General features: G+C 74.5%; 15 protein-coding genes and 1 other RNA gene. 8 read left to right on the plus strand and 8 right to left on the minus strand.

Going from position 1 to position 14,230, the window contains the following annotated elements; genetic code table 11:
* The first annotated feature begins 5 nt into the window (after window positions 1-5).
* Both ACFZBX_RS34480 and rnpB read left to right on the plus strand, forming a co-directional pair.
* Complete coding sequence (locus tag ACFZBX_RS34480; protein WP_391537751.1) at window positions 6-1,505, plus strand: MFS transporter; 1,500 nt, start codon at window positions 6-8, stop codon at window positions 1,503-1,505.
* A 13-nt stretch (window positions 1,506-1,518) separates the two neighbouring features.
* An RNA gene (gene rnpB / locus ACFZBX_RS34485) (RNase P RNA component class A) lies at window positions 1,519-1,916 on the plus strand.
* 73 nt (window positions 1,917-1,989) lie between these two features.
* On the opposite strand, the gene ACFZBX_RS34490 is transcribed toward rnpB, so the two are convergent.
* Window positions 1,990-2,247 (minus strand): Prokaryotic metallothionein, encoded by a 258-nt coding sequence (locus ACFZBX_RS34490; protein ID WP_391537752.1) that lies wholly within the window; start codon window positions 2,245-2,247, stop codon window positions 1,990-1,992.
* Window positions 2,248-2,354: 107 nt separating this feature from the next.
* On the minus strand, window positions 2,355-2,771 hold the full coding sequence (locus tag ACFZBX_RS34495) for an ACT domain-containing protein (protein ID WP_391537753.1): 417 nt from the start codon (window positions 2,769-2,771) through the stop codon (window positions 2,355-2,357).
* A gap of 249 nt (window positions 2,772-3,020) precedes the next feature.
* Here ACFZBX_RS34495 and ACFZBX_RS34500 point away from each other — a divergent pair, with 249 nt between their 5' ends.
* A complete protein-coding gene (locus tag ACFZBX_RS34500) occupies window positions 3,021-3,608 on the plus strand; it encodes a PadR family transcriptional regulator (RefSeq protein WP_391537754.1) in 588 nt (195 codons plus the stop codon).
* Between the two features lie 47 nt (window positions 3,609-3,655).
* On the opposite strand, the gene ACFZBX_RS34505 is transcribed toward ACFZBX_RS34500, so the two are convergent.
* Window positions 3,656-3,853 carry a hypothetical protein gene (locus ACFZBX_RS34505; protein ID WP_391537755.1) on the minus strand — a complete coding sequence of 66 codons (198 nt, stop codon included), beginning with the start codon at window positions 3,851-3,853 and terminating at the stop codon, window positions 3,656-3,658.
* 29 nt (window positions 3,854-3,882) lie between these two features.
* Window positions 3,883-4,113: a hypothetical protein gene (locus tag ACFZBX_RS34510; protein WP_391537756.1), complete on the minus strand. Its 231-nt coding sequence runs from the start codon at window positions 4,111-4,113 to the stop codon at window positions 3,883-3,885.
* 440 nt (window positions 4,114-4,553) lie between these two features.
* Between ACFZBX_RS34510 and ACFZBX_RS34515 the strand changes: the two genes are divergently transcribed.
* Window positions 4,554-5,255, plus strand: a complete 702-nt coding sequence (locus ACFZBX_RS34515; protein WP_391537757.1) for a bifunctional DNA primase/polymerase — start codon at window positions 4,554-4,556, stop codon at window positions 5,253-5,255.
* A 69-nt stretch (window positions 5,256-5,324) separates the two neighbouring features.
* On the opposite strand, the gene map is transcribed toward ACFZBX_RS34515, so the two are convergent.
* The gene (map, locus tag ACFZBX_RS34520; protein ID WP_391537758.1) at window positions 5,325-6,170 is read right to left on the minus strand and encodes a type I methionyl aminopeptidase; all 846 of its coding nucleotides are present in this window, start codon (window positions 6,168-6,170) and stop codon (window positions 5,325-5,327) included.
* Between the two features lie 156 nt (window positions 6,171-6,326).
* Here map and ACFZBX_RS34525 point away from each other — a divergent pair, with 156 nt between their 5' ends.
* Entirely contained in the window at window positions 6,327-6,560 is a 234-nt protein-coding gene (locus ACFZBX_RS34525) for a hypothetical protein (protein WP_391537759.1), read from the plus strand.
* Window positions 6,561-6,578: 18 nt separating this feature from the next.
* Here ACFZBX_RS34525 and ACFZBX_RS34530 read toward each other — a convergent pair whose 3' ends face one another.
* Both ACFZBX_RS34530 and ACFZBX_RS34535 read right to left on the minus strand, forming a co-directional pair.
* The gene (locus tag ACFZBX_RS34530; RefSeq protein WP_391537760.1) at window positions 6,579-7,928 is read right to left on the minus strand and encodes an MFS transporter; all 1,350 of its coding nucleotides are present in this window, start codon (window positions 7,926-7,928) and stop codon (window positions 6,579-6,581) included.
* A gap of 94 nt (window positions 7,929-8,022) precedes the next feature.
* Window positions 8,023-8,643, minus strand: coding sequence for a hypothetical protein (locus ACFZBX_RS34535; protein ID WP_391537761.1), 621 nt, complete (start codon window positions 8,641-8,643; stop codon window positions 8,023-8,025).
* Window positions 8,644-8,690: 47 nt separating this feature from the next.
* Between ACFZBX_RS34535 and npdG the strand changes: the two genes are divergently transcribed.
* Complete coding sequence (gene npdG, locus ACFZBX_RS34540) at window positions 8,691-9,383, plus strand: NADPH-dependent F420 reductase (RefSeq protein WP_391537762.1); 693 nt, start codon at window positions 8,691-8,693, stop codon at window positions 9,381-9,383.
* A gap of 151 nt (window positions 9,384-9,534) precedes the next feature.
* On the plus strand, window positions 9,535-9,720 hold the full coding sequence (locus tag ACFZBX_RS34545; RefSeq protein WP_391537763.1) for a hypothetical protein: 186 nt from the start codon (window positions 9,535-9,537) through the stop codon (window positions 9,718-9,720).
* 81 nt (window positions 9,721-9,801) lie between these two features.
* Here ACFZBX_RS34545 and ACFZBX_RS34550 read toward each other — a convergent pair whose 3' ends face one another.
* Window positions 9,802-10,617, minus strand: coding sequence for a site-2 protease family protein (locus ACFZBX_RS34550; RefSeq protein ID WP_391537764.1), 816 nt, complete (start codon window positions 10,615-10,617; stop codon window positions 9,802-9,804).
* Between the two features lie 199 nt (window positions 10,618-10,816).
* On the opposite strand from ACFZBX_RS34550, the gene ACFZBX_RS34555 reads away from it, so the two are divergent.
* Window positions 10,817-14,191 (plus strand): BTAD domain-containing putative transcriptional regulator, encoded by a 3,375-nt coding sequence (locus ACFZBX_RS34555; protein ID WP_391537765.1) that lies wholly within the window; start codon window positions 10,817-10,819, stop codon window positions 14,189-14,191.
* The last annotated feature ends 39 nt before the right edge of the window (window positions 14,192-14,230 follow it).

Below are 14,230 nucleotides of genomic sequence, written 5' to 3' on the forward strand. Positions count from 1 at the left end.
GAGCCGTGCCCGAAGCCACCCCCCAGAGTCCGCCCGCCGCCGACCCCGGACGGCGCCGCCGACAGCTCGTCCTGGCGATCTGCTGCCTGAGCCTGTTCATCGTCGGGCTCGACAACACCGTGGTGAACATCGCCCTCCCGCAGATCCAGCGGGACCTGGACGCCCCCGCCTCCGGCCTGCAGTGGATCATCGACGCCTACACGCTGGTGCTGGCCTCGCTGCTGATGCTGTTCGGCTCGCTGGCCGACCGCTTCGGCCGCCGCCGGGTGTTCCAGACCGGTCTGCTGGTCTTCGTGCTCGGCTCGCTGCTCTGCAGCCTGGCGCCGAGCCTGGGGTGGCTGGTGGCGTTCCGGGCGGTGCAGGCGGTCGGCGGCTCGATGCTCAACCCGGTGGCGATGTCGATCATCACCAACACCTTCACCGAGCCGCGCGAACGGGCCCGGGCGATCGGCGTCTGGGGCGGCGTGGTCGGCATCTCGATGGCGCTCGGACCGCTGCTCGGCGGCTTCCTGGTGCACGCCGCCGGGTGGCCGGCGATCTTCCTGATCAACGTTCCGGTCGGTTTGCTGGCCTGCCTGCTGACCGCCCGTTACGTCCCCGAGTCGCGCGCGCCCCGGGCCCGCCGGCTGGACCCGGTGGGGCAGTTGCTGATGATGGTGCTGCTCGGCTGCGGCACCGCCGCGATCATCGAGGGCCCGGCGCACGGCTGGACGTCCCCGCTGATCCTCGGCCTGGCGGCGGCGGCGCTCGCCGCGCTGGTGGCGTTCCCGATCCGGGAGCGGCGGGTCGCCGAACCGCTGGTCGACCCGCGGTTCTTCCGCAGCGCGCCGTTCACCGGCGCCACCGTGACGGCCGTCTGCGCCTTCGCCTCGCTCGGCGGCTTCCTCTTCCTGAACACCATCTACCTCCAGGACGTCCGCGGCTACAGCCCGGTGGAGGCCGGTCTGTGGACGCTGCCGATGGCCGGGATGATGCTGGTCTGCGCGCCGGTCTCGGGCCGGATCGTCGGCGCCCGGGGCCCGCGGCTGCCGCTGGTGCTGGCCGGGCTCGGCCTGGTCGCCAGCGGTCTGCTGCTCACCCGGCTGGCCGCCGACTCCCCGCCGGGCCTGCTGCTGGTGGCGTACGGGCTGTTCGGCTTCGGCTTCGGCTTCGTGAACGCGCCGATCACCAACGCCGCCGTCTCCGGCATGCCGCGCGCCCAGGCGGGCGTGGCGGCGGCCGTCGCCTCCACCAGCCGACAGGTCGGCCAGTCGCTCGGCGTCGCGGTGATCGGCACCGTGGTCACCTCGTCGGTGGTCGGCACGGTCGCCGCCGGCTTCGCCCCGGCGACCCACGCGGGCTGGTACATCATCGCGGGCCTGGGCGCCGCGATCGGCCTGCTCGGCCTGGTCACCACCTCCGATTGGGGCACCGCCACCGCCACCCGGGTCGCCGCCCGCCTCGGCGGCGACCCGCCCCTCACCCGCCCCGGGGTTCGGGAGGCCCCGCCCGAGCGGCTACCATGACCACTACGGCGGAAGAGCCGGCCGGGCGGTCGCGACGGGTCTTCGGACCCGCCGAGGAACGTCCGGGCTCCACAGAGCAGGGTGGTGGGTAACGCCCACCCGGGGTGACCCGCGGGACAGTGCCACAGAAAACAGACCGCCCGCCGCTTCGGCGACGGGTAAGGGTGAAACGGTGGTGTAAGAGACCACCAGCGACCGGGGTGACCCGGCCGGCTCGGTAAACCCCACCTGGAGCAAGGTCAAGATCGGCGCCTCACGGCGCTGTGCGCGGATGCTTGAGGGCTGCTCGCCCGAGTCCGCGGGTAGACCGCTCGAGGCTGTCGGCAACGGCAGCCCTAGATGGATGGCCGCCTCCCTGGGCCGCGCGAGCAACCCAGGAGACAGGACCCGGCGTACAGGCCGACTCTTCCGCCCCTTCCCCTTCGACCAGGTGAGACCACCTGGTCGGGGGGTTTCGTCGTTCCGGGGCGGCCGCGGGGCGGGATCAGCCCGGGTGGGTGCCGACGGCGTCGCGGACCTGGGAGCCCAGGCCGCCGTTGACGCGGGCGCAGTTGGCGCAGCAGAAGAACATGCCGGCGACCTCGACGCCGTGGCCGACGATGCGGACGTTGCAGTGCTCGCAGCGCGGGGCGAGCTTCTCCATCGCGCACTCGAAGCTGTCGAAGGTGTAGGTGTCGCCGGTGACCGTCTTGATCTCGAAGGCGAGCCAGTAGTCGTTGCCGCAGGTGACGCAGATGGCCATGGCGGCGCACTTCCTTCCGGGCGGAGGGGAGGGGCCGGGCGGGGGTGCCCGGTCCCTCCAGTCTCCGAGGCGCCGCGCGGGGCGGCCACCCGGCGGGTCCGAGCCGGTCAGGCGGTGGGGGCGGGGCCGGCGGCGTGCGCGGAGAGGGCCTCCAGGGTGCGGATGGCCCGGTCGGCGTCGTCGGCGGCGACGAAGAGGTGGTCGTGGTGGAAGCCGGCCACCACGTTGCAGCTGATCCCCTCCTCGGCCAGCCGGGTGGCGACGGCGGCGGTCAGGCCGACGGCCTCCAGCGCCGAGTGGATCCGCAGGGTGATCCATGCGGCGACGTACTCGTAGCGCAGGCCGAGCGCGTCGGCCTCCTCCTGGGCGACCACCACCGTCACCCCCTCGGGTTCGGCGACCGTGGCCACCGGCCGCAGTCCGGCGGGCACCTTGGTGGGCAGCGTGCAGTAGACGTACCGCCCCGGGTTGAGCAGCGGGCGCAGGTCGCGCAGCAGTTTCGCGAGGTCTCGTTCTCCGGCCATGCCCCGCACCGTAGCGGCCGGTGGCCGGGAAGCGGTGGAGGGCGTATCGGAATCCGTTGACGGTCGACAGTCACCGATATATCGTCGAGTTATCGGGACAGTTACTCGACTGTTCTGAACGATCGTCTGATCATCGACTATTGGGTCGCGGCGGAGCGGCCCGAACGGGAGGTGGGTGCGATGCGCCCAGGACGATTCCGTGGAGAAGGAGGTCCCGGCGGCTGCCGCCCGGGGCCGGAGTTCGCCGGGATGCCCGGTGAGTACGACGAGGGCCGGGGGGCGTTCGGCCCCTTCGGGCCGCCGTTCGGCGGTGGGCCGGGCGGACGGCCGGGTCCGCCGTGGGCCCGGGGCGGTTTCGGCGGGCCGCCGTGGGTCCGGGGCGGCCGGCGCGGCGGGCGGGCCCGGCGCGGGGACGTGCGTGCCTCGCTGCTGGCGCTGCTCAAGGAACGGCCGATGCACGGCTACGAGATGATCTCCGAGATCGCCGAGCGGTCCGGTGGGGCGTGGCGGCCGAGCCCCGGTTCGGTCTACCCGACCCTCCAACTGCTGGAGGAGGAGGGCCTGGTCACGGCGGAGGAGTCCGGTGGCAAGCGGCTGGTCTCGCTCACCGAGGCGGGCCGGTCCGAGGCCGACGCCGGGCCGGACGAGCCGTGGGCCGAGGCGGGCCAGGAGATCGACTGGGCCGCGGTCCAGGAGGTCGGCCAGGCGCTCGGCGCCGTGGAGCACGCCGTCCGCCAGGTCATGACGACGGGCAGCGAGGCGCAGCGCGCCAAGGGCCTGGAGGTGCTCAACGAGGCCCGCAAGAAGCTGTACCTGATCCTGGCCGAGGACGCCTGACCGTCATGGACGGAGGGCGGCCGACAGGCAGGTGGCCGTGCCGCTGCTCAGGGGTGGACGAGGAACAGTGCCACGCACGAGAGCAGCAGCACCGTCCAGCCGAACCAGAGCCAGCCGTTGGAGCCGAGCACCGCGCTGTAGACGCTGACCACGACCAGCAGGCCGGCCGTGACCGCGGCCACCTGCCGGTTGTGGTGCGCCACGGCCTGGGGCCGGGTCCTGGGGTGCCGTGCGGTTCTCGCCATCGCCGTCCTCCCACGGGGGGAGGCGGCCGTCACCCGGAAGCGCGGACGGTGGCCGCCTCGTCGTACTCGTAGCGCCAGTACCAGCGGGCGCCCCGCTGCTGCTTGGCCCGGACGTACACCAGTGTGCGCGCCGGGGTGTCCCCGTGCGAGGGGACCGGCACGGTGTATTTCCTGGGCACGCCGTACATCGGCCCCAGCGGGATGGGGAGGATCCGGCCGTCCAGGGGGCCGCCGACGAATTCGGTGTCCGCGCTCTTCACCCCACCAGGGTCTCACCCCCGCGCCGGGGCTCGGCGGCGCCGGTGTGCAGCAGTGGTGGTGCGCGGCGGAGGCGGTGTGGGGGCCGGGTGCCGGGAGTGTGACCGGAGAGGCACCGCCCCCGGTCATCCGGAGGGCCCGCGCACCCTTATCCTTCCTGTTACGCCCTCGGGGTCCACCCGGGTCAGCGGGCCCGTACGGGCCGGGCGAGGCGCACCTCACCGTGCCCGCCGGGCCGCCGAGCCGCAGCCGTCGTGCCGCAGTGACTCCGTACCGTGACCCCGGCGTCGGCCGTCCGGCTACTCCGGCTCCGGCCGGCAGGGCGCGGGACTGCAGGGCCGAGCACCACCCGGGGAAGCAGCGGGGGGCGCCGTGCGTTGCGTCGGAGTGGTACGTCGAACGCTGTGTCACACCAGGCACGGCAATGCGCGGAAGGGGCCCGATGGAATCCGGCGGCAGGTGGACGGCCTGGTGGCAGAAGCGTGACCGTGAGCGGGGCCGGCCGGCGGTCGCCGACAGCCCCGCGGCGAGACTGGACCAGCTGCTCGGTGCGGTCCGGGCCGGGTTCCCGCTCGCCCCCGCCGCCCATCCGGCCGGGTACCGCTGTTCCTGTGACCGGGTCGCCTGTCCGGCCCCCGCCCAGCACCCGGTCTCCTTCGCCTGGCAGACCCAGGCCACCACCGATCCCGAGCAGCTGGCCCGCTGGCTCTCCCGCGACCCGCAGGCCAACTTCATCACCGCCACCGGCCGCGTCCACGACGTGCTGGACGTGCCGGCCGAGGCCGGGCGCCTCGCCCTGGAGCGGCTGACCGCGCTCGGCGTCGAGGGCCCGGTGGCCGCGGTCGGCGAGGACCGCTACCTGTTCTTCACCGCCACCAGGGGCACCCCGGTGGACGAGGACGAGTGGTGGCCCAGTGCCCTGGACTCCACGCCGGACACCATGTCCGAGCACCCCGGCCTGCGCTGGCACTGCCGCGGCTCGTACACCCTGCTGCCGCCGGCCGCGCTGCCGGACGGCTCCGAGGTGCGGTGGCTGCGCGGGCCCGACCAGCCGCTGCCGGACCCGCTGCGGGTGCTGGACGTGCTGACCGACGCCTGCACCGAGGTGGGCGCCGTCGCCGAGGAGCAGTGGCTGATCGGCTAGGCGCCCGCCGGGGCTCGCCCGCCCGCCTCCCGGGCAGGGCCCGGGGCGGGGGACTCGCCCGCTCGCCTGCTACGGCAGGGTGAGGACCTCCGCGCCGTCCGCCGTGACGACCAGGGTGTGCTCGAACTGGGCGGTGCGCTTGCGGTCCTTGGTGACGACGGTCCAGCCGTCCGGCCAGATCTCGTAGTCGTAGGTGCCCAGGGTGAGCATCGGCTCGATGGTGAACGTCATCCCGGGCTTGATCACCTCGGTGGCCCGCTCGCTGTCGTAGTGCGGGATGATCAGGCCGGAGTGGAACGACGTGTTGATGCCGTGTCCGGTGAAGTCCCGCACCACGCCGTAGCCGAAGCGCTTGGCGTAGGACTCGATGACGCGGCCGATGACGTTGATCCGGCGGCCGGGCTTGACCGCCTTGATCGCCCGGTCGAGCGACTCCCGGGTCCGCTCGACCAGCAGCCGGGACTCGTCGTCCACGTCGCCGACCAGGTAGGTGGCGTTGAGGTCGCCGTGCACCCCGTGGATGAACGCAGTGGCGTCGATGTTGACGATGTCGCCGTCCTGGAGGACGGTCGAGTCCGGGATGCCGTGGCAGATGACCTCGTTGATCGAGGTGCAGACCGACTTGGGGAAGCCCCGGTAGCCGAGGTCGGACGGGTAGGCGCCGTGGTCGCACATGTACTCGTGGGCGACCGCGTCCAGCGCGTCGGTGGTGACGCCGGGCGCGATCAGCTTGGCCGCCTCGGCCATCGCCCGGGCGGCGATCCCGCCGGCGATCCGCATCTTCTCGATCGTCTCGGCGGTCTGCACCTCGGGCCCGGTGTACGCCGCCGGGGCGGGCTTGCCGACGTACTCGGGGCGCGCGATGTGCGCCGGGACCTTGCGGGTGGGGGACTGGATGCCGGGTACGAGTGCCATGGCGGCGAGTCTAGTTGGCGCGACCGGCGGGCCGTGGCCGGGCACCGTGGCCGATGCCGGGTGTGCGGACGGTGCCCCGGCGGGGAATGATCGGGACGACGCGACGCCGCACCGGGAACGCGAGCCGCGCCCGCCGACACGGAGGTGACCAACACCATGCCCCTGGGATTCAGCCGCAGCAAGCCGACCGGCCGGCCCGGCGAGTGGTTCTACTGCATCAAGCACGGCAAGGTCGAGGAAGGGCCGGAGTGCCCCGCGAAGGACCGTCTCGGGCCGTACGCCACCCGGGAGGAGGCGTCGCACGCGCTGGAGACCGCGGAGCTGCGCAACCGGGAGTGGAACAACGACCCGCGCTGGAACGACCGCTCCGAGGACACGCCCGAGGAGTAGCCGGGGGCGGTTGGCGGCTCAGGACGCGCCCGCCGCCTCCCGCTCGGCCGCCTCGCGCTCCGCCGCCGCCTTCTCGTGCTGGGCGCGGACGGCGGCCGCGTGCGGGTCGGTGCGGTCGTCGTAGGAGAGCAGCCGGGGCAGCGCGGTGGCCAGCGCCAGGACGCCCACCACGCAGGCGACGCCGCCGATCCACACCGAGGACCGGACGCCGACCAGCCCGGCCATGCCGCCCGCCCGGACCTGGCCGAGCTGCGGCCCCACCGAGTAGCTGAGCAGTTCGACCCCGGCCATCCGGCCGCGCACCTCGTCCGGGATCGACTGGTTCCACAGCGTGGAGCGGGCGATGCCGCTGATCTGGTCGGCGCCGCCGGCCAGCATCAGGCAGAGCAGCACCAGCCAGACCGAGCCGGACAGGCCCGCCAGCGCGATCGCCACGCCCCAGCCGAGCGCGGCGGCCAGCAGCAGCCGGCCGTGCCGGTGGACCCGGGAGGTCCAGCCGCTGGTGGCCGCGACGAGCAGGGCGCCGACCGCCGAGGCCGCGTACATCGGGCCGAGCGCCCACTCGGAGTGCAGCTCGGCGGCCAGGAAGGGGAAGATCGCCACCGGGAAGGCGAACAGCATGGCGCACAGGTCGATCGCGTAGGTGCCCAGCAGGTCCTTGCGGCTCCACGCGTACCGGATTCCGGTGAGCACCGCCCGCACCGACGGCTTCTCGGCGTCGGTCGGCGGTGGGACGGCGCGGATCCGGGCGAGCAGTAGCACCGAGGCGCCGAAGGTCACGACGTCCAGCGCGTACGCGGTCTGCACCCCGGCGAACGTCACCACGACGCCCGCCAGCGTCGGACCGGCCACCGAACCGACGTTGCGGTAGAGGGAGTTGAGGGCGAAGGCGGCGGCCAGCTGGTCGTGCCGGACGACCCGCGGGGTGAGCGCGTCCAGCGACGGGCGCTGCAGGCCGTCGGCGGCGGCGACCAGCGCGGCCACCGCGTAGACCGGCCACAGGACGGGGGTCGGCAGCAGCGCGTTGACCAGCAGCAGCACGCTGAGCAGGCCGAGACCGGCCTCGCTGAACAGCACCAGGCGGCGGCGGTCCAGGGCGTCGGCGAGGGCGCCGCCCCAGAGGCCGAAGACGATCAGCGGGACCAGCTCGAAGGCGCCGACCAGGCCGACCGCGAAGGAGGAGCCGGTCAGCTCCTTGATCTGCAGCGGTACGGCGACATAGGTGAGGAAGCTGCCGAAGCTGGTGACGCAGCCGGAGAGCCAGAGCAGGCGGAAGTCCCGGGACGAGCGCCAGGGCGAGAGGTCGGGGCGGACCGCGCGCAGCAGGGAGCCCGCCGGACCGGTCGGGGGTTGGTCGGCGTCCTTCACGAGCGACCATCCTGCGCGGGTGCCCGGCCGGGCCGCAACGGATTTTCGCCCGCCGCCGGCCCACCGGCAGCCCGGCGGCGCCCATCGGCAGCACCTACCAGCGGCTGACCGTCGGCCCCGCCGTGAGCCGCCCGGCCAGCGCCGCCAGCCGCTGCAGAGCGGCGCACCGCGCGGGCCGCTGCCCGGCGGCGAGGCTGACCAGGTGCTGGGCCAGGTCGAACGGCTCCTCCTCGGCCGTGCCCACCGCGAGCCGCCGGTGCGCCAGATCGGCCAGATCGGCGAGGCCGGCGGCGGCGGGCCCGGCGGGCCCGGCGCCGTCCACCGCCAGCACCGTCGCGCCGTGCCGGCGGGCGTCCTGCACCCGCTCCAGCAGCGTCCCGTCGGCCGCCGCCGGGGCGATCACCAGGACCGTCGCCCCGCGCCCGGCCTCGGTCAGCCGGCGCAGCCCGTGCGCCAGGTGGGCCGGGGCCTGCGGCGGGACCTGGTGCCGCAGCAGGGTCGGGGCCAGCCGGGGCACGTCCGACCAGGCGGCCTCGTCGTGCAGGTGGGCGGCCAGGTGCCAGGGCTCGTACGCCTCGGTGCCGACCAGCAGCAGCCCCTCCGCCCCGCGCCTGGAGACCGCCCGCCGCAGGTCACCGGCGAAGCCGCCGACGGCCTCCAGCCAGCCCGTCCCGGCCAGCCGCTCCCGTAGTGCCGAAACTCTCACCGCGTCCATGGCGGACAGGATGACGCGGGGGGCCGGGGGTTTGGCAGGATCGGCCCATGACTTCCCTCGATTCAGCGACAAACCCGGCCCACGAGCTGCCGGACGTCTCGCAGCTCGTGGTCGGCGTCCTCGGCGGCACCGGCGACCAGGGGCGGGGGCTGGCCCTGCGGCTGGCCGGGGCCGGCCAGCAGGTGATCATCGGCTCGCGCGACGCGGCCCGCGCGCAGGCCTCGGCGGAGGCGATCGGCCTCGGCGTGCGCGGCGCAGACAACGCCACCACCGCCCGGGAGAGTGACATCGTGATCGTCGCGGTGCCGTGGGACGGCCACGCCGCCACGCTCACCGCGCTCCGCGAGGAGCTGGCCGGCAAGATCGTGGTGGACTGCGTCAACCCGCTCGGCTTCGACAAGCAGGGCGCCTTCGCGCTCGTCCCGGAGGAGGGCAGCGCCGCCCAGCAGGCCGCCGCCCTGCTGCCGGACTCCCGGGTGACCGCCGCCTTCCACCACCTGTCGGCGGTGCTGCTCCAGGACGAGTCGATCGAGCGGATCGAGACCGATGTGATGGTGCTCGGCGAGGAGCGGGCCGCCACCGACATCGTGCAGGCGCTGGCGGGGCGGATCCCCGGCATGCGCGGCGTCTTCGCGGGCCGGCTGCGCAACGCGCACCAGGTGGAGTCGCTGGTGGCGAACCTCATCTCGGTCAACCGCCGCTACAAGGCCCACGCGGGCCTGCGGATCACCGACGTCTGACCGGCGGCGTCCGACCACCGGCGTCCGACCACCGGCGTCCGGAGCGACGACGCCGGCCACCGGCTCGCCGGCCTCACCCCTGGACCCGGTCCGGAGGTGAGGTCGGCGACAATGGGGGCCGTCCGTTCACCGGCCCCAGGAGTCTGCCGCCATGCCCCGCACGTCCGTCCTCGCCTCGATCGTCGCCGTTCTCGCGCTCGCCGCCGCCGTGGTCTCGGTGGTCCAGGGCTGGTGGATCGGCCTCATCTGGCTCCCGATGGCGGGCATCGCCAGCAACGTGCTGTGGATGAACGTGCGCCGCGAGAAGCTCGCCCGGGCGGCCGCCGAGCAGGCCTGACCGGCCGAGCGGGCCTGACCGGCCGAGCGGGCCTGACCGGCCGAGCGGGCCTGACCCGCCGAGCGGGCCCGACCCCGCCGGTCAGTCCTTCCAGAACGTGAACAGCTCGTGGCCCACCTGCGGGTAGGCGCGGTCGACGCCCAGCAGTTCCATCACGCCGTACACGGCCTCGAAGAACCAGTGGTTCACCTCCGGCTGCCAGAGCAGCGCGAAGACGGCCAGCATGCCGTACGGCGCGAACGGCTCGATCGCCCGCCGGGTCTTGTACGACAGCCAGGGCTCGACGATGCCGTAGCCGTCCAGGCCGGGCACCGGCAGCAGGTTGAGCAGGGTCGCGCTCAGCTGCAGCATGCCGAGGAAGCCCAGCGCCAGCGCGAACGGCGAGACGTTCAGCTCGTAGCCGTTCCACACCGCGTGCACCGCCGGGTCGTCCAGCCAGCCCGCGCCGACCGGGATCAGCAGCAGCACGGCGGCGAGCAGGTTCACCAGCGGGCCGGCGGCCGAGATCAGGCTGTGCTTGAGCCGTCCCTGCACCCGGTTCCGCTCGATCCAGACCGCGCCGCCGGGCAGGCCGATGCCGCCGAGCAGCACGAAGACGATCGGCAGGACGAAGCTGAGCAGCGCGTTGGCGTACTTGAACGGGTTGAGGGTCAGGTAGCCCTTGGCGCCGACGCTGATGTCGCCGCCGTGCAGCGCGGTCCGCGCGTGCGCGTACTCGTGCAGGCAGAGCGAGACCATCCAGCCGGCCACCACGAACAGGAAGACCCCGAACCTGGCGTTGCCGTACCCCTGGTAGACCGCCACGGCGGAGGTGACGAGGATCGCGAGCAGCGCCCAGAACACCGGACTGATCCGGCGGTCCTCGCTGCGTGAGCGCTGCGTTGCGGCGAAGGTCATGGTGTGGGTGCTCCGAAGACGGTTGGGGCCGGGAGGGTGGACGGTCAGTGGTCGATCATGCCGGGCGGTCGCGGCCCCGGACAAGCCGTCCCGGGTGAACGCACGGCACCCGCCGCCGGGTTCCGCGCCCCGGTGTGGACGGGGTGCAGGACTGGACAAATGTGCGTGGTCCGCCGCGCCGATCCACCAGAATGGTTCGGTGCACTACGGCATCCTCGGCACCACCACGGCCCACCACGACGACGGAACCCCGGTCCCGCTCGGCGGCGCCCGGCTGCGCGCCCTGCTCGCCGCGCTGGCCCTGCGGCAGGGGCGGCCGGTGCCGGCCGACCTGCTGGCCGACGAGGTGTGGGACGCCGAGCCGCCGCAGGACTCCTCCGCGGCGCTGCAGACCCTGGTCGGCCGGCTGCGCCGCACCATCGGCCGCGACCGGGTGGGCTCCGGCCCGGCCGGGTACTGGCTGACCGACCCGGTGACCGACCTCGCCGAGTTCCAGCGGCTGGCCGGCGAGGGCCGCCGGGCGCTGGAGAGCGGCGACCACGCCGCGGCCGCCGAGCGGCTGCGGGCCGCGCTCGCGCTCTGGCGCGGTCCGGCGCTGGCGGACCTGCCGGACCGCAGCGGACCGGCCACCCGGCTGGAGGCGCAGCGCGAGGAGGTCCTGCGGCACCGGATCACCGCCGACCTCGGCCTCGGCCGGGCCGCCGACCTGGTGGCCGAGCTCGCCGAGCTGTGCGAGGGGCAGCCGCTGGACGAGCCGCTGCAGTACCTGATGGTGCGGGCGCTGCACGAGAGCGGCCGGACGGCGGAGGCGCTGCGCCACTACGAGCGCACCCGGCGCGCCCTCGCGGACGAGCTGGGCGTCGACCCGGGCCGTCCGCTCCGGACCCTCTACGCCGAACTGCTCACCCCTGCCGAGATCCCTGCCGAAACCCCCGCCGGGACGCCCGCCGGGACCCCACCCGCCCCGGCGCCCGCCCAGGCCCAGGCCCCGGCCCCGGCGCCCCGCGCCGCGGGCAACCTGCGCGGCCGGCTCACCAGCTTCGTCGGCCGCGAGAACGACCTCACCGCCCTGCGCTCGGTGCTCGCCACCAGCCGGCTGGTCACCCTGACCGGCCCCGGCGGCTCCGGCAAGACCCGGCTGTCGGTCGAGGCCGGCCGTCTGGAGCAGGGCGCCGGCCACTGGCCGGACGGCGTCTGGCTGGCCGAGCTGGCCCCGGTGGAGCGCCCGGACGCGGTACCCGGCGCGGTGGTCTCGGCGCTCGGCCTGCGCGAGACCGTGCTGCACACCGGCGGCAGCATGGTCGTCGAGGTGATCGAGCCCCGTAACGACGACCCGGTGCGCCGGCTGATCGAGCACTGCGGACGCCGCCGGATGCTGCTGGTCCTGGACAACTGCGAGCACCTGATCCAGTCCGCCGCCGACCTCGCCGACAGCCTGCTCACCGAGTGCCCCGGCCTGACCGTGCTGGCCACCAGCCGCGAGCCGCTGGGCGTGCCGGGGGAGACGGTGCTGCCGGTGGAACCGCTGCCCGACCCGGTGGCGCTGCGGCTGCTGGCCGAGCGGGCCGCCGCCGCCCGCCCCGGCTTCGACCCGCGCAGCGACCCGGAGGCCTGCGCCGAGATCTGCCACCGGCTGGACGGCCTGCCGCTCGCCATCGAACTGGCCGCCGCCCGGCTGCGGGTGATGACGGCCCGGCAGATCGCCGACCGGCTGGACGGCCGGTTCGCCCTGCTCACCGCCGGCAGTCGGACCCTGCTGCCGCGCCAGCAGACGCTGCGCGCGGTGGTCGACTGGAGCTGGGACCTGCTCGGCAAGCAGGAGCGCGCGGTGCTGCGCCGGCTGGCGGTGTTCGCCGGCGGCTGGACGATGGAGGCGGCCGAGGCGGTCTGCTCGGACGGCGCCGAGGTGCCCGCCGAGGAGGTCGCCGACCTACTCCTCTCGCTGGTCGACAAGTCCCTGCTGGTCGCCGACCTGGACGGGGACGGCCCGCCGCGCTACCGGATGCTGGAGACCATCCACGAGTACGCGCTCGAACGGCTGGCCGAGGCGGGGGAGAGCGCGGCGACCGAGGGCCGGCACGTCGCGCACTTCCGCGAGCTGGTCCGCGGCGCCGACCGGAACGTGCACGGCCCGGCGCAGCTGCACTGGCTGGCGGTGCTGGAGCGGGAGCACGACAACGTCCGGGCCGCGCTGCGCCGTGCCGTCGTCCGCCGGGACGAGGACGAGGGGCTGGCGCTGGTGCTGGGCATGAGCTGGTACTGGTCGCTGCGCGGTTTCAGCCAGGAGTCCCGCCGCTGGTACGAGGCGGTGCTGGCGATCGGCCCGGACCCGTTCGGCCCGGACGCGCTCCGGGAGCCGCTGGACCGGCCGGTGCTGGAGCACCCGCTGCCGATGCCGCCGGAGGTGGCCGCCGAGGCCCGCCGGTCGGTCGTCATCTGCCGGCTGCTCAGCATGTTCGAGGGCAATCTGGACGTGCTGGCCGATCCGGAGGCGGTCGCGCTGGCCCGGCAGGTCACCGAGGCCTACACCCCGGACCTGCCGCAGGCCTACCGCTTCCCCGGGCTGATGCGGGTCTTCGGCTCCTTCCTGGTCGGGCAGCTGGACGGCATGAAGGACCTGCTGGACGAGGCGGTGGAGGGCTGCCGGCGGCACGGCAGCCCCACCGACCTGGCGTTCATCCTGCAGATCCGGGCCAAGATGATGAACGACTGGCCGAACGGCGCGGAGCAGAGCATCGCGGACGGCGAGGAGTCGCTGGAGCTGTTCCGCCAGGCCGGTGACCTGTGGGGGATGTCCCAGGCGCTGTCCGCGCGCGGCGAGTCGCTGGCCAACCAGGGCAGCTCGGCGCAGGCCGTCGAGGCGTACCGGCGGGCGATCGAGCTGGCCGAGGAGCTGGGCGCGCCGCAGGAGGTGCCGATGCTGCGGGTGCACCTGGGCTCGGCGATGCTGGACGACGACCTGGACGAGGGGGAGCGCCTGATCCGCGAGGCGCTGGCGGGGATCGAGCCGGGCGACAACCAGTCGACCAACGGCGCGCTGCTCTTCGGGCACCTGATGCTCTGCGGGATCCAGAGCGCGCGGGGCGACTACGAGGCGGCGCTGGCCGAGCTGGACGCGCTGCGCTGGACGCGGGTCGGCGCCTTCGCCCCGGACGTGGTCGGCGGGATGCTGACCGTCACCCGGGGCTGGATCACCGCCCGCGGCGGCGATCCCGAGCGCGGTATCGAACTGGTCCGCCAGGGGCGTGCGATGCTTCGCTCGCTGACCCTCGCCGCGAGCGGGTTCGTCGAGCAGATGTCGGTGATGATGCTGCCGCCGGTGATCGGGGTGCTGGACGTCTTCGCCCGGCGCGACGGGGATAGGGACCGGGCCCGCCGGGCCGCGGTGCTGTTCGGCGCGCACGCCGGGATGAACGGGCCGCGGGGCGGCTACCTCGACCGGATGGAGCGGGAGCGGGCCGAGGCGAGCCTGCGCGGCCTGCTCGGTGACGCGGTGTTCGAGGAGGCCGTCGCCGAGGGGGGCGGGCTGTCCGTGCCGGAGACCAACGCGCTGCTGGACCGGCTGGTCGACTGACCGGCGCGCGGGGCGTTCGCGGAGCGCGCCGGGCCCCGG

The sequence above is a fragment of the Kitasatospora sp. NPDC008115 genome (genome assembly GCF_042957205.1).
Classification (GTDB): Bacteria; Actinomycetota; Actinomycetes; order Streptomycetales; family Streptomycetaceae; genus Kitasatospora.

Coding starts and splice junctions, on each gene's coding strand:
- ACFZBX_RS34490 (WP_391537752.1), bottom strand. CDS start 2,247: ATGGCCATCTGCGTCACCTGCGGCAACGACTACTGGCTCGCCTTCGAG.
- ACFZBX_RS34495 (WP_391537753.1), bottom strand. CDS start 2,771: ATGGCCGGAGAACGAGACCTCGCGAAACTGCTGCGCGACCTGCGCCCG.
- ACFZBX_RS34500 (WP_391537754.1), top strand. CDS start 3,021: ATGCCCGGTGAGTACGACGAGGGCCGGGGGGCGTTCGGCCCCTTCGGG.
- ACFZBX_RS34505 (WP_391537755.1), bottom strand. CDS start 3,853: ATGGCGAGAACCGCACGGCACCCCAGGACCCGGCCCCAGGCCGTGGCG.
- ACFZBX_RS34515 (WP_391537757.1), top strand. CDS start 4,554: ATGGAATCCGGCGGCAGGTGGACGGCCTGGTGGCAGAAGCGTGACCGT.
- map (WP_391537758.1), bottom strand. CDS start 6,170: ATGGCACTCGTACCCGGCATCCAGTCCCCCACCCGCAAGGTCCCGGCG.
- ACFZBX_RS34525 (WP_391537759.1), top strand. CDS start 6,327: ATGCCCCTGGGATTCAGCCGCAGCAAGCCGACCGGCCGGCCCGGCGAG.
- ACFZBX_RS34535 (WP_391537761.1), bottom strand. CDS start 8,643: ATGGACGCGGTGAGAGTTTCGGCACTACGGGAGCGGCTGGCCGGGACG.
- npdG (WP_391537762.1), top strand. CDS start 8,691: ATGACTTCCCTCGATTCAGCGACAAACCCGGCCCACGAGCTGCCGGAC.
- ACFZBX_RS34545 (WP_391537763.1), top strand. CDS start 9,535: ATGCCCCGCACGTCCGTCCTCGCCTCGATCGTCGCCGTTCTCGCGCTC.
- ACFZBX_RS34550 (WP_391537764.1), bottom strand. CDS start 10,617: ATGACCTTCGCCGCAACGCAGCGCTCACGCAGCGAGGACCGCCGGATC.